This is a genomic window from Actinophytocola sp., assembly GCF_035762905.1.
Taxonomy (GTDB): Bacteria; Actinomycetota; Actinomycetes; order Mycobacteriales; family Pseudonocardiaceae; genus DASYTH01.
Map to the genome: position 1 here is coordinate 1 of NZ_DASUCC010000086.1, position 19552 is coordinate 19552.

Here is a 19552-nt window from a genome sequence, read left to right on the forward strand (position 1 = left end):
GGCGACCGAGCACCCGTCGTAGGGGATCCACGCGGCGCGCGCGGCCGGGAGGTTCGTCAGGCCGGTGTTGTTCGGGGAGTTGTTGACCGGCGCGGCGCAGTTGTAGCGCGCACCGGACGGTCCGGACGGGAACGTGAAGTCGACGTAGGTCTCGTTCGTCGAGTTCGACCCGGTGCAGTAGGGCCAGCCGTAGTTGCCCGCGGAGGTGATGCGGTTGAACTCGACCTGCCCGCCCGGGCCGCGGGTGGCACTGGCCGACCCGGCGTCCGGGCCGTAGTCACCGAGGTAGACCACCCCGGTCGCCTTGTCCACGCTCATCCGGAACGGGTTGCGGAAGCCCATCGCGTAGATCTCCGGCCGGGTGCCCGCGGTGCCCGGCGGGAACAGGTTGCCGGCCGGAATCGCGTAGGTTCCGTTGGCGTTGACCCGGATCCGCAGCACCTTGCCGCGCAGGTCGTTGGTGTTGGCCGAGCTGCGCTGCGCGTCGAACGCCGGGTTGCGGTCGGTGCGCTCGTCGATCGGGGAGTAGCCGTCCGAGGCGAACGGGTTGGTGTCGTCCCCTGTGGACAGATACAGGTTGCCGGCCGCGTCGAAGTCGATGTCCCCGCCGACGTGGCAGCAGATGCCGCGGTCGGCCGGCACGTCGAGCACGGTCATCTGACTGGCCATGTTGAGCGTGAAGTCGGTGTTGAGGGTGAACCGGGCCAGCCGGTTGACCCCGACCCAGGCGGAGAAGTTCGAGCCGCTGGCCGGGGCGTCGCCGGCCGGCGTGGACAGTGGTGGAGCGAAGTAGAGATAGACGAACCGGTTGCCGGCGAAGCCGGGGTCGACGCCGACGCCCTGCAGGCCCTCCTCGTCGTGCGAGTACACCGGGATGGTGCCGATGACCGCGGTGTTGCCGGCCGCGTCGGTCCGGCGCAGGACGCCGTTGCGGGCGGTGTGCAGCACCGAGCGGTCCGGCAGCACGGCAAGCGAGATCGGCTCGCCCATCTCGCCGACCCCTCTGGCCAGTTCGATCTGCTGGAAGTCAGCCTGGTTGACCGGGTGAGCGGCCGCCGGGACGGCTGAGGTGATCGTGGTCGCCACCGCGCCGGCGGCGAAGAGTAACGCGGCCACCGACAGGGCCGCGGGGGTGGGGATTTTCATGGCAGGGTCCACCTTTTGAGCCGGGTGACGAGGTCCATCGCGCGGGTTCGACAGGTCGGCCCGCGAGTCCGACGCCAGAGCACCTGTGGTCCCGCCCCACAGTGCCGCCGCACGGGTTGGCGCGCGGCGGTGCGGCCGTGGTCGTCCGTTCGCGGCGATCACTCGAATCGGATGGCTCAGCTACTGAAAGTAAGTCAGATAATATGTTGCCGTCAAGCAAAAGTTCTGCCGATTCTGGCGGAAGAAACCGCCACTTCTTTCAAAATCGACAGAAGTTCGCCACGATCGAAGCAGAGTTCTTCCGCCAGCCGACGGTAGTGGGCTACAGTCCCGGGCGTGATGGGTATGTCGCCGCAGGCCCGGCTGCTGCGCGTGCTGCGGGATCGCGGCGCCCAGTCCAAAGCCGAGCTGGGCGACCTGGTCGAGCTGTCCCGATCCCGGGTGGTCGCGGAGCTGGACCGGATGATCGAGCTGGGCCTGGTCGAGGAGGCCGGGCTGGCCGAGTCGCGGGGCGGCCGGCGGCCGGCCGTGGTCCGGGTCGCCTCCGCGGTGCGGTTCGCCGGCGTCAACATCGGCGCGACCAGTGTGGACGTCGCGGCCACCGACGGTGAGCTCGAGGTGCTCGAGCACGTCGCCGAGGAACTGGACGTGCGGGAAGGGCCGCAGCGGGTGCTCGACCGGGTGGTCGAGTTGGTCGGCAAGCTGCGCGACCAGGGTCACCTGCCCCGGCTCAACGGCCTGGGCATCGGGCTCCCCGGCCCGGTGAGCTTCCGGGACGGCGTGCCGTACGCGCCGCCGATCATGCCCGGCTGGGACCAGTACCCGGTCCGCGACACCCTGATGCGCGAGCTGGGCTGCCCGGTGCTGGTGGACAACGACGTCAACGTGATGGCGCTGGGGGAGAAGCAGGCCGGCGTGGCCAGAAACTCCGACGATCTGCTGTTCGTCAAGATCGGCACCGGGGTCGGCTGCGGCATCCTGGTGCACGGCGAGGTCTACCGCGGCGCCAACGGCTCGGCCGGCGACATCGGGCACATCCAGGTCGACGAGGACGGCCCGGCGTGCGGCTGCGGCAACCTCGGCTGTCTCGAGGCGTTCTTCTCCGGTGCCGCGCTGGCCCGCTCGGCGGAGGCGGTCGCCCGCACCGGCGAGTCGCCGTTCCTCGGCATGCGCCTCGCCGAGCGCGGCACCCTTGCCGCCACCGACGTGGCCGACGCGCTGGCCGCCGGGGATCCGGTGGCGCTGCGGCTGGTCCGGGAGGGCGGCCGGCACCTCGGCCTGGTGCTCGCCGGCCTGGTCAGCTTCTTCAACCCCAGCCTGATCGTGATCGGCGGCGGGGTGGCCGGCATCGGCCACGTCCTGCTCGCCGAGATCCGCAGCGCGGTGTACCGCAGGTCACTGCCGCTGGCTACGAACAACCTGCCGTTGGTCATGTCCGAGCTCGGCGAGGACGCGGGCGTGATCGGCGCCGCCCGCATGATCAGCGACCTTGTCTACGCCGAACCGACGAGGTGATCATGACCGACGACTCCACCCCCACGCTCGGCATCGGGATGGCCGGCTATGCCTTCATGGGCCGCGCACATTCCCAGGCCTGGCGCACTGTAGGCAATTTCTTCGAGCTACCCATGCGCGTGGACATGGCCGCGATCTGTGGCCGGGACCCCGCCGGGGTGGCCGCCGCCGCCGCCACGCTGGGCTGGCGCAGCCACGAGACCGACTGGCGCCGGCTGATCGAGCGGGACGACATCCACCTGGTCGACGTCTGCACTCCGGGGGACAGCCACGCCGAGATCGCCATCGCCGCGCTGGAAGCCGGCAAGCACGTGCTGTGCGAGAAGCCGCTGGCCAACAGCGTCGAAGAGGCGACGACGATGCTCGAGGCGGCCCGCCGGGCGGAGCGCTCCGGAGTCCGGGCCATGGTCGGGTTCAACTACCGCCGGGTGCCGGCCGCGACCCTGGCCCGGCAGATCGTGGCCGAGGGCAGGCTGGGCACGCTTCGCCACGTCCGCGCCGTGTACCTGCAGGACTGGATCGTCGACCCGGAGTTCCCGCTGGTCTGGCGGCTGCGCCAGGAGGTGTCCGGCTCGGGCGCGCTCGGCGACCTCGGCGCGCACATCGTCGACCTGTCGCAGTTCATCACCGGCCAGCGGATCAGCTCGGTCAGCGCGCTGACCGAGACGTTCATCAAGGAGCGGCCGCTGCCCGAGCACACCGCCAACGGCGCCCGCGGCCCGGTGACCGTGGACGACGCCGCGCTGTTCCTGGCCCGGCTGGACGGCGGCGCTGTGGCGACCTACGAGGCCAGCCGGTTCGCCACCGGCCGGAAGAACGCGTTGCGGATCGAGGTCAACGGCGACCTCGGTTCGCTCGCGTTCGACCTGGAGCGGCTCAACGAGTTGGAGTTCCACGACGCCACCGGGCCGGCGGCGACGCAGGGCTTCACCCGGATCCTGGTGACCGAGCCGGTGCACCCGTACGTGGGCGCCTGGTGGCCGCCCGGGCACGGGCTAGGCTACGAGCACAGCTTCACCCACGAGGTGCGCGACCTGATCCACGCGATCGCCGAGGCGACCACTCCGGAACCCACGTTCGCCGACGGGTTGCAGGTGCAGCTGGTGCTCGACGCGGTGGAGCGAAGCGCGAAGCAGTCCGCCGGCTGGGTCGCCGTGGAGGCACCGGCCCGAGTGTGATTCACGGGGGCGGCGATGGCCGGACGAACCGGGGTGTGGCTGGTCGGAGCCCGCGGCTCGCTTGCGGTCACCGCCATCGCCGGCGCCGCCGCCGTACGTGCCGGTCTGGTCGAGCCGATCGGTCTGGTCGGCGAGACCCCGGCGCTGGCCGCCGCCGGCCTGCCGCCGCTGTCCGATCTCGTGTTCGGCGGCCACGACGTGGCCGATACGCCGCTGACCAAGCGGGCCGAGCGGCTGGTGGCGGCCGGTGTGCTGCCCGCAGCGCTGCCGGCGGCGGTGGCCGCGGACCTGGCGGCCGCCGAGGCCGAGATCCGGCCGGGCGCGCACCGGGACGACGGTCACCCGCAGGCCGGCACGGTCGAGCGGTTATGCGCCGACCTGGTCGCCTTCCGCACCCGCAACGAGCTGGACCGGGTCGTGGTGATCAACGTGTCGTCCACGGAACCGGTCACCGCGCCGCGCCCCGAGCACGCCGACCGGGCCGCGCTGGACAAAGGGTTGCTTTCCACTACCGACCTGTTACCGGCCAGCTCGCTGTATGCCTACGCCGCGTTCACCGCCGGCTGCCCGTTCGTCGACTTCACCCCGTCCACCGGCGCCCGACTGCCGGCCCTGCACGCGCTGGCTCTCCGGGAACGGCTGCCCTACGCCGGAAGTGACGGCAAGACCGGCGAGACGCTGGTGAAGTCCGCGCTCGCACCGATGTTCGCGGCCAGGGCGCTGCGCGTGCTGTCCTGGTCGGGCACCAACCTGCTCGGCGGCGGGGACGGCGCGACGCTGGCCGACCCGCGGGCGGCGGCCAGCAAGACCGCCGCCAAGCAGCGCGGTCTCGGCGAGATGCTCGGCTACCCGGTGGACGGCCAGACCCACATCGACTACGTGGCCGACCTCGGCGACTGGAAGACCGCCTGGGACCACGTCACGTTCGCCGGGTTCCTCGGTGTCCGGATGAGCCTGCAGTTCACCTGGCAGGGCTGCGACTCCGCGCTGGCCGCGCCGCTGGTGCTCGACCTCGCCCGGCTCACCGCCCGCGCGCACCGGGCCGGCCTGGTCGGGCCGCTCGGTGCGCTGGCGTTCTTCTTCAAGGATCCGGTCGGCAGCACCGAGCACCGCATCGCCAGCCAGTACGACCAGCTGTGCGCTTGGGCAGCAGCCCTGCCATGAGCGAGCCTGCGAGCGAGTCAACCTCAGGTGTCGGATCAGGTCGCGGGTCTGCCAACCGCACCTCAGGGGAACGTGACGCAAGCCAGCCACAGGTACGTGGCCAACCGGCACCATTCCTCGCCCGACGTGACCACAGCAGTGAATTCCGGAGCGGCGGAACAGTCCGTGACGTCGTCGAGTTGGTCCGGGCACCTGCTGCGCTCAGTGTCCCCGGCGACTCGCTGGCCGGAGCGGCCGCGGCCGGCTGGCCGTTCGGCGCCCGCTCGGCCATCGTCCCGGCCGCGACGGTCTGTCTGTACTGGGCCGGGATGGCGCTCAACGACTGGGCCGACCGGGAACTGGACCGGGTGGAGCGGCCGGAACGGCCGATCCCGTCCGGCCGGGTCTCGCCGCGGTTCGCGCTTGGCCTGGCCGCCGGGCTGACCGCCGCCGGGGTGGGGCTTGCCGGGCTGGCCGGCGGCCGGGCCGGGCTGCGGGTCGCCGTTCCGCTCGCCGGCACCGTCTGGGCCTACGACTTGGCGCTGAAGTCCACCCCGGCCGGCCCGGTGGCGATGGCCGCCGCGCGGGCCCTCGACGTGCTGCTCGGTGCCGGCGGCGGGCGGGCCGCCATACCGGCCGCGGTCGCCGTCGGGACGCATACGCTCGGAGTGACCCTGCTCTCCCGCGGGGAGGTGCACGGGATGACCACCGCGGTGCCGAAGGCGACGCTGGCGATCACGGTGGCGATCACCGGCGCCGCGCTGACTCCCGGCCGGCGGGCCGGCCGGTTCGCCCGGCTCGCCGCCGCCGGGTTGGCCGCCTGCTACGCCGGCAGCGTCGGATCGGCGCAGTCCGCGGCGATCCGAGATCCCACGTCCGGACCTGTCCGGCGAGCCGTCGGCGCCGGCATTCTTGGTCTCATGCCCTTGCAGGCCTCCCTGCTGGCCCGGGCCGGATCGGTGCGCGTTGCGGTGCCGGTCGCCCTGGCGTTTCCCCTTGCTCGCCGGCTCTCCCGGAAGGTGGCGGCGACGTGAGGTTCGGATATGGAACCAACGGGTTCGCCAACCACCGGCTGGCCGACGCGCTGGCGGTGATCGCCGACCTCGGCTACGCCGGGGTGGCGCTGACCCTGGACCACGCGCACCTCGATCCGTTCGCGCCGGACCTGCGCCGGCGCACGGCCGCGGTCGGCCGCCGGCTGGCCGAGCTCGGCCTCGGCGTGGTGATCGAGACCGGCGCCCGGTACCTGCTCGATCCGTGGCGCAAGCACGAGCCGACGCTGTTGTCCGACGAACCGGCCAAACGGGCCGAGTTCCTGCGGCTGGCGGTGGACGTCGGCGCGGATCTCGGCGCCGAGGCCGTCTCGTTCTGGAGCGGCGTCGCGCCCGCGGAACTGGCCGGCGACGAGGCCTGGCAGCGGCTGGTGTCCGGCTGCGCCGCCCTGGTCGAGCACGCGCAGCGGCGCGGGATGCCGCTCGGGTTCGAGCCGGAGCCGGGGATGCTGGTCGAGGATCTGGCCGGCTTCCGCAAGCTGGCCGCCGCGCTCGGCGATCCGGAGCCGTTGCGGCTGACGCTGGATATCGGGCACTGCCGGTGCAACGAGCCGGCCCCGGTGCCGGACTGCGTGCGCGCCGCCGGACCGCGGCTGGCGCACGTGCAGATCGACGACATGCGGCGGGGCACGCACGAGCATCTCGAGCTCGGCACCGGCGAGATCGACTTTCCGCCGGTGCTGGCCGCGTTGGCCGAGGTGGGATACCGGGGGCTGGTGGCGGTCGAGCTGCCCCGGCACAGCCACGCCGCTCCGGCGCTGGCCGAGCGATCGTTGGCGTTCCTGCGGGACGCGGAGACGGTGGGGGTGCCGGCATGAGGATCGAGTCGATACAGGCCGCGGTGAACAAGGCGCTGGAACCGTCAGGTGCGATGTGGCTGGCCGAGGCGCGCTCGCAGATCGCCGCCGACCCGGCCGCGCTGGCCCGGCTGTTCCCCGCGGTGGGCCGCAAGTGCGGTCGCGGCCAATTGTGGACCGACGATCCCGAGCTGATCGGCTGGACGGTGGACGACGCGGTGCGCACGCTGCTGCTGATCGGCGCCGGGATCGCCGACGTGACCGCGGTCTACAACTACGGCGACGCGGCCGAGCGGCGGGCGGTGCTGCGCGCGCTGCCGCTGCTCAAGATCGGCGACTCCGGCCTGCCCCTGGTGCAGGATGCGTTGCGTACCAACGACACCCGGTTGATCGCCGCCGCGCTCGGCCCGTACTCGGCCACGCACCTGCCGATCGACGCCTGGCGCCAGGCCGTGTTGAAGTGCGTGTTCCTCGGCATTCCGCTGGCCTGGGTGGCCGATCTGGACCGGCGCCGGGACGCCGAGCTGGTGCGCATGATGCGCGCGTTCGCCGACGAGCGCCGGGCCGCCGGCCGGCCGGTTCCGCCGGACCTGCTTATGATCGTTCCGGAGCTGCGTGCCGAGGAGGGCTGATGCGCATCTTTGATCCGCACATCCACATGACCTCGCGAACCACGGCGGACTACGAGCAGATGTACGCGGCCGGGGTGCGGGCCCTTGTCGAGCCGGCGTTCTGGCTCGGACAGCCGCGGACCAGCGTCGGGTCCTTTGTGGACTACTTCGACTCGCTGCTCGGTTGGGAACCGTTCCGGGCGGCCCAGTTCGGCATCGCGCATCACTGCGCGATCGCGCTGAACCCCAAGGAGGCCAACGATCCGCGCTGCGTCGAGGTGCTCGACCTGCTGCCGAGATACCTGGCCAAGGACCGGGTGGTGGCGGTCGGCGAGGTGGGCTACGACTCGATGACCCCGGAGGAGGACACCGCGTTCGCCCGGCAGTTGCAGTTGGCCGCCGAGCACGAGTTACCGGTGCTGGTGCACACCCCGCACCGGGACAAGGCGGCCGGCACCCGGCGCACCCTGGACGTGGTGCGCGAGTCGGGCCTGGCGCCCGAGCGGGTCGTCGTGGACCACCTCAACGAGGTGACCGTGGGCATGGTCGCCGAGTCCGGCTGCTGGATGGCGTTCTCCATCTACCCGGACACCAAGATGGACCCGGACCGGATGGTGCGCATCCTGCGTGAGTTCGGGGTCGAACGGATGCTGGTGAACTCCGCGGCGGACTGGGGCCGCAGCGACCCGCTGCGCACCGCGCTGACCGGCGCGGCGATGCTGGCCGGCGGGTTCACCGAGGACGATGTGGACCGGGTGCTCTGGCAGAACCCGGTGGACTTCTACGGGCAGAGCGGACGGCTGGACGTGTCCGAAGTGGACGCTTCACTGGCCGGGGAGTTCCTGGGAAACTCCGTGCTGCGCGGGGGGCGGGAGTAGGGTGCGGTTCCGGCACCGGGACGGCACCGTCGTCCATCTCGCCTACTGCACCAACGTGCACCCGGCCGAGGACCTGGCCGGCGTGCTGGCCCAGCTCACCCGGTACGCCGCCCCGGTCCGGGACCGGCTGGGCGTGGCCCGGCTCGGCGTCGGCCTGTGGCTGTCGGCGGATCTGGCCGCCGCGCTCGACGACGACCCGGTCGCGGTGGACCGGCTGCGCGCCGAGCTGGCCGCGCACGGGCTGGAAGTGGTGACCTGCAACGGGTTTCCGTACCGCGGGTTTCACGACCCGGTGGTCAAGCACAAGGTCTACTCGCCGGACTGGACCTCGCCGGCGCGGCTGGAGTACACCCTCGCGCTGGCCCGGGTGCTGACCGCGCTGCTGCCCGACGACGTCCCGCGGGGCAGCATCTCCTCGCTGCCGCTGGCCTGGCGCACGCCCTGGAACAACGCGCGGGCCGGCGCGGTCCGCCGGCAACTGGACACGCTGGCCGTCCGGCTGGCCGCACTGGACCGGCCGGTCCGGGTCGGCTTCGAGCCCGAGCCGGGCTGTGTGGTCGATACCATCACCGACGCGGTCCACCATCTGTCCTATGTGGACACGGAATGGCTCGGGGTGTGCCTGGACGCCTGCCATCTCGCGGTGGGCTTCGAGGAGCCGAAGGACGTGGTGAACCGGCTGGCCCTCGCCGGGCTGCCGGTGATCAAGCTGCAGGCCTCGTGCGCGCTCGAGTTGGAGGACCCGGCCGACCGGCGGGCGCTGGCGCCGTTCGTGGAGCCCCGGTTCCTGCACCAGACCAGGGAACGCGGCGGCGGTGGCGTGGACGACCTGGACCAGGCCATCGCCGGCGGCCTGCCGGGCCGGGCGCCGTGGCGGGTGCACTTCCACGTTCCGGTGCACGCCGCGCCGGACGGCGTGCTGTCCAGCACCGGGCCGATGCTGCGGGACACCCTGTCCGCGCTGCTGTCCGGTGCGCACCCGTCCACCACACACATCGAGGTGGAGACCTACACCTGGCAGGTGCTGCCGGCCGGGCCGCGCCCGGACGCCGATCTGGTCGACGGGCTCGCCCAGGAACTGGCCTGGACCCGCGCCGAGTTGCTCGCCCTCGGCCTCGAGGAGGTCGCATGATCGTGGTCCTCGATGCCGTGGGGCTCACCCCGCGGCTGCTGCCGCACATGCCGAACCTGAGCCGGATCGCCACCACCGGCTTTCAGTCCACATTGGACACAGTGCTGCCGGCGGTCACCTGCTCGGTGCAGGCCACCCTGCTGACCGGCGCGCCGCCGCGCGAGCACGGAATCGTCGGCAACGGCTGGTACTTCCGTGACCTGGGCGAGGTTCTCCTGTGGCGGCAGCACAACGCGCTGGTCGGCGGCGAGAAGCTGTGGGAGGCCGCCCGGGCGCGGCGGCCGGACTGGCGGGTGGCCAACGTGTGCTGGTGGTACGCCATGGGTGCGGACACCGACCTGCTGGTCACCCCGCGCCCGGTCTACCACGCCGACGGCCGCAAGTCGCCGGACTGCTACACCCGGCCGGCCGCGCTGCACGACGAGCTGACCGCCGGGCTCGGCGACTTCCCGCTGTTCACCTACTGGGGGCCGACCGCCGGCATCAGGTCCACCCGATGGATCGTCGGCGCCGCACGGAAAATCCTGGCCGAACACCCGGTCGACTGCCTGCTGGTGTACCTGCCGCACCTGGACTACGACCTGCAGCGGTTCGGCCCGGACGGACCCGAGGCGGTTGCGGCCGCCCGGGACCTGGACACCGCCGTCGCCCCGCTGCTGGCCGACATCGACGCGGCCGGCGCGACCACGGTCGTGCTCAGCGAGTACGGCATCACCGCCGTCCGGCACCCGGTGGACATCAACCGCGCGCTGCGCCGGGCCGGGCTGCTGGAGGTCTACGTGCAGGACGGCGCCGAGCTGCTCGATCCGTGGACCTCGCGGGCGTTCGCGGTCGCCGACCACCAGATCGCCCACGTCTACGTCCGGGACCCCGGCGACCTGGCCCGCACCCGCGCGGTGCTGGCCGGGCTGCCCGGCGTGGCCGAGATCCTCGACCCGGCCGGCAAGGCCCGGTACGGCCTGGACCACCCGCGCGCCGGCGAGTTGGTCGCCGTCGCCGATCCGGACGCCTGGTTCACCTACTACTACTGGCTCGACGACGACCGCGCCCCGGACTTCGCCCGAACCGTCGAGATCCACCGCAAGCCCGGCTACGACCCGGCCGAGCTGCTGTTCGACCGGCACGGCAAACCCCGCGCCGCACTTGCTTTGCTGCGCAGGAAACTCGGCCTGCGCTACACGATGAACGTGGTCCCGCTCGACCCGTCGGGCGTGCGCGGCAGCCACGGCCGGCTGCCGGACGACCCGGCCGACGGCCCGGTCCTGCTCTGCTCCGATTCCGTCGAGGCCCGCGACCGCTACGCCGCCACGGAGGTGAAGGACCTCCTGCTTCGGCTGGCCGCCCGCACCGTCCGCCCGCACACCTTCACCTGATGGGGTGACCGTTCCACCCGGAAAGTGCACGCCGATTGGCGCATGCTGGCAGGCGTCGGGTTTCGGGCGGACGGAAGGCGATGCGATGACGGGCGTGACGGTTCCCAGGGAGCGTCCGTCCAGGGGAACCGAGCACGCCCCGGCGCTGGAACTGGCGAACTTCGGTGTGCTGCATGTCCGGCCGGAGGAGCGGTTCGACCGGGTCGCGCTGCTGGCCCGCCAGGCGTTCGAGGTCGCCGGAGCCGGGATCGCCATGCAGGACGGGGACCACTCGTTCCTGAAGGCGGCGACCGGCCTTGCCGCGCTGGACTCCGCCGAAGCCGAGACGCTGGCCAGGTTCGCGGTGTCCCATTCGGACCTGAAGGTGATCGACGGCGTGTCGCCGGACGCCGGGTTCGGGATGCTCGAGAAGTCGCGGCCGATTCGCTTCTACGCGGGCCTGCCGGTGCTGTCGGCGGGGGGGACCCGGGTGGGCACCCTGTTCCTGGTGGACCACCGGTCCCGGACCTTCTCGGAGCGGGACGAGAAGCTGCTTGCGGACCTGCTGTGGCTGGTGGAGCGAGAGCTCTGGCACACCGCGGAGCTCGATCAGGCCGCGGAGGTGCAGCGCAAGCTGATGCCGGAGCACCCGCCGCACGTGCCCGGGTACGAGTTCGCGGCGGCGTGCGTGCCGTGCCGCGGGGTGGGCGGGGACTTCTTCGACTGGTATCACACCGATCGGGGTGTGGTGATGACCCTCGGTGACGTGATGGGAAAGGGAATCGGCGCGGCGATCGTGATGTCCGCGGCGTGCAGCGTCCTGCGCGCCGCCGGGCGCCAGTACCCGCCGGCACAGGCGGTCGAGTTCGCCGACCTCGCCCTGCGCGAGGAGCTGGAGAGCACCGCAACCATGATCACTGTCTGTCAGGGCGAGCTGACCCCCGAGACCGGCGTGGTCCGCTACGTCGATGCCGGGCACGGGCTGATGTGCTCACTGCTCGCGGACGGAACCGTGCGCAGGCCCCCGCCCGAGCTGAAGAGTCTTCCGCTCGGCGTCCTGCCCGACGAGAAGCGCGCGGAGATCGCGATGCGGCTGATGCCAGGGGACACCGCGTTCATCTTCAGTGACGGCCTGCTCGACCTCTACGACTCCACCGCGGACCCGGTCGACGCGATCGCCCAGGCCGCCCGCGCGGTCGCCGACCGCGGCCCGCAGGCCATCGTCGACCACTTCGTCCAGCGCGCCCTGGAACATGCCCGGTCCGACGACGTCACCGTGTGCGCGTACCGGCGAAGTGCATCGGGCTGACCGGAGGCGAAGTGATGACGAGCGTGTCGTTTCCCCGGCAGCTGCGGCCCAGCGGTGCCGAGGCGATCCAGGCGCAGGAGCTGGAGAACCTGGGTGTTCTGCACACCGGGCCGGAGGAGCGGTTCGACCGGCTCGCGCTGCTGACCCGCCAGGTGTTCGACGCCGCCGGAGCCGGGATCGCCATGCAGGACGCCGGCCACCCGTTCCTGAAGTCGGCGATCGGTCTGCCCTCGACGGACTCCACGGAGGCCAGGGAACTGGCCCGGACGGCGATGGCCCACTCGGGTACGCACGTGGTCGAGGCCGTGCCGCCGAGCGCCGGGTACGGGGTGCTCGCGAGGCAACGGGCGATCCGGTTCTACGCCGGGCAGCCGGTCATCTCACCGGGCGGAACCCATGTGGGCACGCTGTTCGTGGTGGACCACCGGTCCCGGACCTTCTCCGAGCGGGACGAGAAGCTGCTTGCGGAGCTGAAATGGTGGGTGGAGCGGGAGCTGCGGCACTCCGCGGAGCTCGATCAGGCCGCGGAGGTGCAGCGCAAGCTGATGCCGGAGAACCCGCCGCACGTGCCCGGGTACGAGATCGCCGCGACCTGCGTGCCGTGCCGCGGGGTGGGCGGGGACTTCTTCGACTGGTACCACACCGACCGGGGCCTGGCGATGACCCTCGGCGACGTGATGGGAAAGGGGATCGGCGCGGCGATGGTGATGTCCGTGGCGTGCAACATCCTGCGGGCCGCCGGGCGCCAGTACCCGCCGGCACAGGCGGTCGAGTTCGCCGACCTCGCCCTGCGCGAGGAGCTGGAGAGCACCGCAACCATGATCACTGTCTGTCACGGCGAGCTGGATCCCGAGACGCACCGGGTGCGCTACGTCGACGCCGGACACGGCCTGATGATGTCGATGTACCCGGACGGCACGGTGCGCGAGCGGCCGACCGGCATGGGAAGCCTCCCGCTGGGCGTGTTGCCCGGCGAGACGCGGCCCGAGGTGGCGGTGCAGATCGGGCCGGGCGAGATCGCGCTCATGTTCAGCGACGGCCTGCTCGACCTCTATGACGGCACGGTCGCCTCGCTCGAGGTAATCGCCAGGGAGGCATACGCCTGCGCGGACCGGGGCGCCCAGGCGATCGTCGACCACTTCGCGGAGCGGGCCAGGGACACCGTCCTCGCCGACGACGTCACCGTGTACGTGATCCGGCGGGTTCCTTCGTGACCGAACAGCCTCCGTCGCGCCGGTGGCGGGTGCGGCTGGGCCTGATCAGGGTGACGGCCGTACTTGCGGCGGTGTTCGGGATCAACTACCTGGTCTGGCGGTGGTTGGACTCGATCAACTGGTCGGCCGCCTGGATCGCGGTGCCGCTGATCCTCGCCGAGACCTACAGCCTGATCGACACGTTCTTCTTCGGCGCAACCATGTGGCGCCTGCGCGACCGCGGGGAGCCGCCGCCCCCGGCGCCGGACGCGACCGTGGACGTGTTCATCACCACCTACAACGAGCCGGTGGACCTGGTGATGGACACGGCACGGGCCGCGCACCGGATCCGGTTCCCGCACCAGACCTGGGTGCTCGACGACGGGGACCGGTCGGAGATGCGCGCGGCGGCGGAGGGCGAGGGGATCGGCTACCTCACCCGCAGCACGGACTGGGCCGACCGGCCGCGGCACGCGAAGGCGGGGAACCTGAACAACGCGCTGTTCGTCACCGAGGGAGAGTTCCTGCTGATCCTCGACGCCGACCAGGTGCCCCTGCCGGCCATCCTGGACCGCACGCTCGGCTACTTCACCGAGCCAAGGGTCGCCATCGTGCAGACGCCGCAGTACTTCGTCAACGTCGAGGACCATGACCCGCTCGGCTGCCAGTCACCGCTGTTCTACGGCCCGATCCAGCAGGGCAAGGACGGCTGGAACGCGGCGTTCTTCTGCGGGTCCAATGCGGTGCTGCGCCGCGACGCGCTGATGCAGCTCGGCGTGGTCGGCTACGTGCGGGCGGTGCAGACCGCGGTCCGCGACGCGCTGCGCGCCGCCGGATCGGTGGTGGCCAAGGCCCGCACCCAGGCCCGGGAGTACGGACCCGGCGCGGTCGATGCGTTGGACCAGATCGACGCCGCGGTCCGGCTGGCCCGCACCGAGCTGCGGGCCGGGGAGCCGGTCGCCGTGATCACCCTCGATTTCCAGGAGCGGATCGACGCCGCCAGCCGCGGGATGGTGTCCGCGGACCTCGAGGAGCTCAAGGCCGACCTGGCCGAGATCGAGGCGCTGCCGATCGAGGCGGACCGGGACATCGGCGCCATGGTGGTGGACGAGGCGGCGCTGGACCGGCTCGCGGACCGGGAGTGGAGCCCGCTGGGCGCGCTGGAGGAGGTCCGGGCGCTGATCAAGGCGGTCGACGTGGACCTGGACAGCGAGGCCCAGCCCATCATGCCGGTCGCGACGATCTCGGTGACCGAGGACATGACCACGGCCATGCGGTTGCACGCGCTCGGCTGGCGCAGCGTCTACCACCACGAGATCCTCGCGCACGGCCTGGCGCCGGAGAGCCTGGCCACCATGCTGGGCCAGCGGCTGCGCTGGGCGCAGGGCACGATGCAGGTGCTGCTCAAGGAGAACCCGCTCACCAAGCCTGGGTTGAGCCCGGGGCAGCGGATCATGTACTTCGCCACGATGTGGAGCTACCTGTGCGGCTTCGCCGCCATCGTCTACATCGCCTGCCCGGTGCTCTATCTGCTCTTCACCGTCCGCCCGGTGCAGAGCTTCAGCGGCGGCTTCATGGCCCGGCTGATCCCGTACCTGTTGTGCACGCAGGCGATGTTTCTTGCGGTCGGCTACGGGATCAAGACCTGGCGCGGCCAGCAGTACAGCCTGGCGCTGTTCCCGTTGTGGATCCGGGCGTGTGTCACCGCCACCGGCAACGTCTTCTTCGGCCGCAAGCTCGGTTTCGTGGTGACCCCGAAGGTCCGCGAGGAGCGCCGCGAGTTTCCGTGGCGGCTCATCTGGCCGCAGCTGACCGCGATCGTGGCGCTGGCCGGCGCCGCGATCGTCGGGTTGGTGCGGCTGGCTTTCGGCTGGACCGCCGAGCCCGGCGCGATCTGGATCAACCTCGCCTGGGTGGTCTACGACCTCGTCGTGCTCAGCGTGATCATCGAAGCGGCCCGCTACCAGGGGCCCCCGACCGAGGAGCGCACAGCGTGATCGAGATGGACACCGGATTCGGCGACGATGCGGCGGTCATCCGCCCGCAGGGACGGCTCACCATGGTCTCCGCCCCGCAACTGCGTTCCATGGTGGTCAAGGCGGTCGAGGACCACCGGATCCGGGTGGTGGTCGACCTGAGCGCAACGGAGTTCATGGACTCGTCCGGACTCGGTGCCCTGATCGCCGGGCTCAAGACGACCCGGCAGGCCGGTGGCGACCTCCGGATCGCCTGTATGGGGCCGCAGGTGGCCACGATCATCCAACTGGCCAACCTGGACCGGGTGCTCCGGCCCTACCCGACCGTGGCCGAGGCACTGCAGTGAGCACGCCGGCCGATGTCAGGCTGACGCTGCCGGCCGCACCCGAGTCGCTTGAGCAGGTGTACGGCATGTTCGAGACGTTCTGGGTCCAGTGCCCGGACATCGAGCTGCACGAACGCATCAGGTTCGAGACGGCGACCGTCGAGATCGCGAACAACATCTCCAAGTACGTCGCCACGGACGACTTCAGCATCACCCTCGCCGACCGGGGTGGCGAGATCGAGGCATTGTTCGAGGACTCCGGGCCGCCGCTGCGGTTCGATCCGCGCAGTGCGACCATGCCCGACGAGCTGGCCGAATCCGGCCGTGGCCTGGCCTTGGCCTGCGCCGCCGTCGACGAGGTGCACTACCACCACGAGAACCACCAGAACATCTGGCGGCTGGTGCTGCGCCGGGGTGCCGAGCACACCAGGGCCAGGTAGCGGTCAGACCTCCCGGAAGCTGTCGATCACCTCGAGGATGACCGGCTCGCCCTCGTCCGCGCGGCTGGCCAGGGTCCAACCGACCACCTCGTGGTAGCTGGTGTCCCCCTCGATGCAGGTGAACCAGTAGGCGAACCGGATCCCGGACGCCTTGCCGACGACCTTCTGCCGAACCGCCGGCAGGCCGCCGATCGTGAGGTCGACCGGGTCGTCGGCCTCGGCGTCCACCAGCACCGTGGTGGCCTCCTCGATGCAGGCGTCGGCGAAGGCGTCGAAGCCGTCCACGTCCGCCTTGCTGAACGTGATGACCAGCACGCTCTGCGAGGTCCGTAGATCGTTGACCTGGAGGGTGGCCAGCTCGTTGCGCAGGCTGGCCGGCGCGTCCGTCCAGCGTGCCGGCACGGTGATCCGGGACTTGTTGTCGTTCGCCGTGACCTCCCGGACCGGGTCGTCCTCGGCCCGGGCACCGGCGCCGGTGGTGGCGCCCGGGCGGCCGCCCTCCTCGACCGCGCCCCAGATGGTCAGGCCGAGGAGCACCGCGCCCACCACGCCGACCGCGATCCAGACCCAGCCGTGCCGCCGGCCCGGCCGTGGTGTCGGCGGGACCGGAGGCGGGAGTTGCGGTGGGGCGGACGAGGGCAGGTATGTGAGGCCCTGGCCCTCGCGCGACCACGGGTCCGGCGCGTGCTCGGGATGCGACATCGCGGGACTCCCCCCAGCAGAACAAGACGGTGCGCCCTTCAGGCTACCGCCGTGCGGAAGGATGGACCTGTGTCCTCAATCTCGGTAATCGACGTAACGCCGCTGGTCAACGGGTCGAGGGGGCGGCATGCGGTGGCCGCCGAACTGGGTCGCGCCTGCCGGGAGAACGGCTTCTTCTACGTCGTCGGGCACGGCGTGGACGACGGGTTGCAGCGGCGCCTCGAGGAGCAGAGCCGGGCGTTCTTCGACCAGGAGCCGGCGCGCAAGCTGGAGATCCGGATGTCCCGGGGTGGCCGGGCCTGGCGCGGGTACTTCCCGCTCGGTGACGAGCTGACCTCCGGCCGGCCGGACCTCAAGGAGGGCCTCTACTTCGGCGCCGAGTTGCCGCCCGACCATCCGAAGGTGCGGGCCGGAACCCCGCTGCACGGTGCCAACCTGTTCCCGGCGCATCCGGCGGAGCTGCGCGGCACGGTGCTCGAGTACCTGGCCGAGCTGACCCGGCTGGGCCACCGTCTGATGGCCGGTATCGCGTTGAGCCTCGGCCTGCCGGAAAGTTATTTCGCCGACCGGTACACCGGCGACCCGCTGATCCTGTTCCGGATCTTCAACTATCCGCTGACCCCGGCCGCGCCGGACGATTCCTGGGGGGTCGGCGAGCACACCGACTACGGCCTGCTCACCATCCTCAAACAGGACTCGCTCGGCGGGCTGCAGGTGCGGTCGGCGTCCGGCTGGATCGACGCCGCGCCCATTCCCGGCTCGTTCGTGTGCAACATCGGTGACATGCTCGACCGGCTCACCGGCGGCCGGTACCGGTCGACGCCGCACCGGGTGCGGCCGTCCACCGTGGGGGACCGGCTGTCCTGGCCGTTCTTCTTCGACCCCAACTTCGACGCGGACGTCACCCCGGTCGGGCGGGCCGAGCTCGACGACCGGGAGCAGCGCTGGGACAGGGCCAGCGTGCACGAGTTCCGCGGCAGCTACGGTGACTACCTGCTGACCAAGATCGGGAAGGTGTTCCCCGACCTCGGTCGCGACGTGCTCTGAATCGTTGCTACGCCGCGACCAGTGGCGGATCATCCACAGTGGACAGCGCGGCGCGCCCGGCGGCGGTGACCTGCACCGGCACGTCCCGCGCCCCGACGGCCGGCCGGATCGTCACCAGCCGGCGCCGCTCGAGCAGGTCCAGCACCTCGCACTCCCACTGCGGCACCTGGCCGGCGCTCGACCCGTCCGGGGCCGACCACCGGTATCCGGCGGCGCACAGTCCATTGTGGAACAGCACCATTCCGGCCGCGACGTGTCGCAATGCGTTCAGCTCGTTCCTGGTCATCTCTCTCCCACCTCCGCCAGGCACACGTAAACCATTCGGATCCGGTTCACATTCGGTTGCGTCCGTTAAGAGCCCAAGTGGCGGCCGGGTCTTACAGAAATCGGGGGCGGCGGGCCAGGATGGTTCGACCCCGAACCCGAAGGAGCCGTCGATGCGCTCGATTCGTGCCCTGCTGATCGCGGTGCCGACAGCGCTGACCTGCCTGGTCGCCGCGCCCGCCGTCGCCACCGCCACCACCCCGGACTGCTTCGACCCCGCCGCGCCGCTGACCGTGGAGGAGCAGCGGCTCGCCCTTCCGGTGCCGCAGGAGATCCTGCGGCTCACCGGGTTCGACCGGTTCGCGCAGGTCTTCGGCGCCGCGCTGTGCGCCGTGCCGAACCGGCACCTGGCCGGGACGGCGGTGGCCGTGCAGGGCAAGGTGCTGTGGACCGCCGCCGTGGAACGCGCCCAGGGCCGGCTGCCCGCCATCGGCCTGGACCGCACCGACGACCGGCCGCTCTACTGGGCCCGGCTCACCCTCAGCCGCGCGCTCCGGCAGTGGACGCCGGCCTTCGGATTGCCCGCCGCCGACCGGGACCGGCTGCTGGAAACCCTCGAACGCACGTCCCGGGGCCAGGACACGGTCCAGTTCCCGGCCGGCCGCGGCATCAACCGGATCCTGGTGAGCGGCTTCGACCCGTTCCAACTCGACCTGGACATCCGGCGGAGCAACCCGTCCGGAGCCGCCGCCCTGGCCCTGGACGGCACCGTGCTTTCGACCTCCGCCGGCCCCGCTCGCATCGAAACCGCCATGTTCCCGGTCAACTGGGACCCGTTCGCCGCCGGTGTCGTCGAGCAGACCTTCCAGCCGTTCCTCGAGCCCGGCCGCCGTCAGGTCGACATGTTCACCACGGTCAGCCAGGGCCGCCCCGAACGCTTCGACGTCGAGCGCTACAACGGCCGCTGGCGCGGCGGATTCCCGGACAACCTCAACGTCTCCCGCACCGGCGTCATCCCCATCCCGCCCGCCGTCCCCACGGTGCTCCCGGCCCCCGAGTTCGTCCCAACCACCCTGCCGTTCGCCACCATCGTCGCCGCCCCCACCGGCCGCTTCCCCGTTTTCGACAACACAGCGGTGGTCGAGATCCCCGCCGGCGCCACCGCCCCCGTCACCAGCCCGACCGGCCCAACCCCCGGCTCGGTCGCCCGCCAGGGCGGCGGCGGCAACTTCCTGTCCAACGAGATCTCCTACCGCACCACCCTGCTCCGCGACGCCCTGCACACCACCACCCCCGGCGGCCACCTGCACACCCCCGTCCTCCGCTTCGCCGAGGGCAACACCACCGAGATCACCGACCCCACCTTCATCCAGAACCGCACCGACATCATCAACCAGGTCCGCACCATCCTCACCGTCGCCGCCGCCACCCTCGACTAGCCACCAGCCGCAAGGCTCCAGCACACGCGGATGGCCCGGGTGCCGTCCCCGA

At 71.6% G+C, this 19552-nt stretch carries 19 protein-coding genes; 16 read left to right on the plus strand and 3 right to left on the minus strand.

Features of this window, described 5'->3' with window-relative positions:
* Positions 1 to 1146, minus strand: a 1146-nt coding sequence (locus tag VFV67_RS17425; RefSeq protein ID WP_326471270.1) for a PQQ-dependent sugar dehydrogenase, incomplete at its 3' end; no start/stop codon positions are given.
* A 339-nt stretch (positions 1147 to 1485) separates the two neighbouring features.
* On the opposite strand from VFV67_RS17425, the gene VFV67_RS17430 reads away from it, so the two are divergent.
* The 14 genes from VFV67_RS17430 (at position 1486) to VFV67_RS17495 (ending at position 16048) form a co-directional block, all read left to right on the plus strand.
* Complete coding sequence (locus VFV67_RS17430; protein WP_326471312.1) at positions 1486 to 2661, plus strand: ROK family transcriptional regulator; 1176 nt, start codon at positions 1486 to 1488, stop codon at positions 2659 to 2661.
* Between the two features lie 2 nt (positions 2662 to 2663).
* Complete coding sequence (locus tag VFV67_RS17435) at positions 2664 to 3839, plus strand: Gfo/Idh/MocA family oxidoreductase (RefSeq protein WP_326471271.1); 1176 nt, start codon at positions 2664 to 2666, stop codon at positions 3837 to 3839.
* Between the two features lie 15 nt (positions 3840 to 3854).
* The gene (locus VFV67_RS17440; protein WP_326471272.1) at positions 3855 to 5003 is read left to right on the plus strand and encodes an inositol-3-phosphate synthase; all 1149 of its coding nucleotides are present in this window, start codon (positions 3855 to 3857) and stop codon (positions 5001 to 5003) included.
* Between the two features lie 179 nt (positions 5004 to 5182).
* Positions 5183 to 6016, plus strand: a complete 834-nt coding sequence (locus tag VFV67_RS17445; protein ID WP_326471274.1) for an SCO3242 family prenyltransferase — start codon at positions 5183 to 5185, stop codon at positions 6014 to 6016.
* The gene (locus VFV67_RS17450; RefSeq protein ID WP_326471275.1) at positions 6013 to 6852 is read left to right on the plus strand and encodes a sugar phosphate isomerase/epimerase family protein; all 840 of its coding nucleotides are present in this window, start codon (positions 6013 to 6015) and stop codon (positions 6850 to 6852) included. The genes VFV67_RS17445 and VFV67_RS17450 overlap by 4 nt, the downstream gene beginning before the upstream one ends.
* Positions 6849 to 7463: an EboA domain-containing protein gene (locus tag VFV67_RS17455; protein WP_326471276.1), complete on the plus strand. Its 615-nt coding sequence runs from the start codon at positions 6849 to 6851 to the stop codon at positions 7461 to 7463. Before VFV67_RS17450 ends, VFV67_RS17455 begins: the two co-directional genes overlap by 4 nt.
* The gene (locus tag VFV67_RS17460; protein WP_326471278.1) at positions 7463 to 8320 is read left to right on the plus strand and encodes a TatD family hydrolase; all 858 of its coding nucleotides are present in this window, start codon (positions 7463 to 7465) and stop codon (positions 8318 to 8320) included. The genes VFV67_RS17455 and VFV67_RS17460 overlap by 1 nt, the downstream gene beginning before the upstream one ends.
* 1 nt (position 8321) lies before the next feature.
* Positions 8322 to 9452: a metabolite traffic protein EboE gene (eboE, locus tag VFV67_RS17465; RefSeq protein ID WP_326471280.1), complete on the plus strand. Its 1131-nt coding sequence runs from the start codon at positions 8322 to 8324 to the stop codon at positions 9450 to 9452.
* Complete coding sequence (locus tag VFV67_RS17470) at positions 9449 to 10825, plus strand: alkaline phosphatase family protein (RefSeq protein ID WP_326471281.1); 1377 nt, start codon at positions 9449 to 9451, stop codon at positions 10823 to 10825. The genes eboE and VFV67_RS17470 overlap by 4 nt, the downstream gene beginning before the upstream one ends.
* A 94-nt stretch (positions 10826 to 10919) precedes the next feature.
* A complete protein-coding gene (locus tag VFV67_RS17475; protein ID WP_326471283.1) occupies positions 10920 to 12113 on the plus strand; it encodes a PP2C family protein-serine/threonine phosphatase in 1194 nt (397 codons plus the stop codon).
* A 14-nt stretch (positions 12114 to 12127) separates the two neighbouring features.
* Positions 12128 to 13327, plus strand: coding sequence for a GAF domain-containing SpoIIE family protein phosphatase (locus VFV67_RS17480; protein ID WP_326471284.1), 1200 nt, complete (start codon positions 12128 to 12130; stop codon positions 13325 to 13327).
* The gene (locus VFV67_RS17485; RefSeq protein WP_326471286.1) at positions 13324 to 15303 is read left to right on the plus strand and encodes a glycosyltransferase family 2 protein; all 1980 of its coding nucleotides are present in this window, start codon (positions 13324 to 13326) and stop codon (positions 15301 to 15303) included. Before VFV67_RS17480 ends, VFV67_RS17485 begins: the two co-directional genes overlap by 4 nt.
* 5 nt (positions 15304 to 15308) lie before the next feature.
* The gene (locus VFV67_RS17490; RefSeq protein ID WP_326471313.1) at positions 15309 to 15629 is read left to right on the plus strand and encodes an STAS domain-containing protein; all 321 of its coding nucleotides are present in this window, start codon (positions 15309 to 15311) and stop codon (positions 15627 to 15629) included.
* Positions 15626 to 16048 (plus strand): ATP-binding protein, encoded by a 423-nt coding sequence (locus VFV67_RS17495; protein ID WP_326471288.1) that lies wholly within the window; start codon positions 15626 to 15628, stop codon positions 16046 to 16048. The genes VFV67_RS17490 and VFV67_RS17495 overlap by 4 nt, the downstream gene beginning before the upstream one ends.
* Before the next feature lie 3 nt (positions 16049 to 16051).
* On the opposite strand, the gene VFV67_RS17500 is transcribed toward VFV67_RS17495, so the two are convergent.
* On the minus strand, positions 16052 to 16750 hold the full coding sequence (locus VFV67_RS17500; RefSeq protein WP_326471289.1) for a hypothetical protein: 699 nt from the start codon (positions 16748 to 16750) through the stop codon (positions 16052 to 16054).
* Between the two features lie 69 nt (positions 16751 to 16819).
* Between VFV67_RS17500 and VFV67_RS17505 the strand changes: the two genes are divergently transcribed.
* Positions 16820 to 17797, plus strand: a complete 978-nt coding sequence (locus tag VFV67_RS17505) for an isopenicillin N synthase family dioxygenase (RefSeq protein WP_326471291.1) — start codon at positions 16820 to 16822, stop codon at positions 17795 to 17797.
* A gap of 7 nt (positions 17798 to 17804) precedes the next feature.
* Here the strand turns inward: VFV67_RS17505 and VFV67_RS17510 are convergent, their stop codons facing one another.
* The gene (locus VFV67_RS17510; protein WP_326471293.1) at positions 17805 to 18083 is read right to left on the minus strand and encodes a hypothetical protein; all 279 of its coding nucleotides are present in this window, start codon (positions 18081 to 18083) and stop codon (positions 17805 to 17807) included.
* 151 nt (positions 18084 to 18234) lie between these two features.
* Here VFV67_RS17510 and VFV67_RS17515 point away from each other — a divergent pair, with 151 nt between their 5' ends.
* The gene (locus tag VFV67_RS17515) at positions 18235 to 19500 is read left to right on the plus strand and encodes a pyroglutamyl peptidase (protein WP_326471296.1); all 1266 of its coding nucleotides are present in this window, start codon (positions 18235 to 18237) and stop codon (positions 19498 to 19500) included.
* Positions 19501 to 19552 lie beyond the last annotated feature (52 nt).

Coding starts and splice junctions, on each gene's coding strand:
- VFV67_RS17515 (WP_326471296.1), top strand. CDS start 18,235: ATGCGCTCGATTCGTGCCCTGCTGATCGCGGTGCCGACAGCGCTGACC.
- VFV67_RS17460 (WP_326471278.1), top strand. CDS start 7,463: ATGCGCATCTTTGATCCGCACATCCACATGACCTCGCGAACCACGGCG.
- VFV67_RS17470 (WP_326471281.1), top strand. CDS start 9,449: ATGATCGTGGTCCTCGATGCCGTGGGGCTCACCCCGCGGCTGCTGCCG.
- VFV67_RS17490 (WP_326471313.1), top strand. CDS start 15,309: ATGGACACCGGATTCGGCGACGATGCGGCGGTCATCCGCCCGCAGGGA.
- VFV67_RS17435 (WP_326471271.1), top strand. CDS start 2,664: ATGACCGACGACTCCACCCCCACGCTCGGCATCGGGATGGCCGGCTAT.
- VFV67_RS17440 (WP_326471272.1), top strand. CDS start 3,855: ATGGCCGGACGAACCGGGGTGTGGCTGGTCGGAGCCCGCGGCTCGCTT.
- VFV67_RS17500 (WP_326471289.1), bottom strand. CDS start 16,750: ATGTCGCATCCCGAGCACGCGCCGGACCCGTGGTCGCGCGAGGGCCAG.
- VFV67_RS17480 (WP_326471284.1), top strand. CDS start 12,128: ATGACGAGCGTGTCGTTTCCCCGGCAGCTGCGGCCCAGCGGTGCCGAG.
- VFV67_RS17510 (WP_326471293.1), bottom strand. CDS start 18,083: ATGACCAGGAACGAGCTGAACGCATTGCGACACGTCGCGGCCGGAATG.
- VFV67_RS17430 (WP_326471312.1), top strand. CDS start 1,486: ATGGGTATGTCGCCGCAGGCCCGGCTGCTGCGCGTGCTGCGGGATCGC.
- VFV67_RS17455 (WP_326471276.1), top strand. CDS start 6,849: ATGAGGATCGAGTCGATACAGGCCGCGGTGAACAAGGCGCTGGAACCG.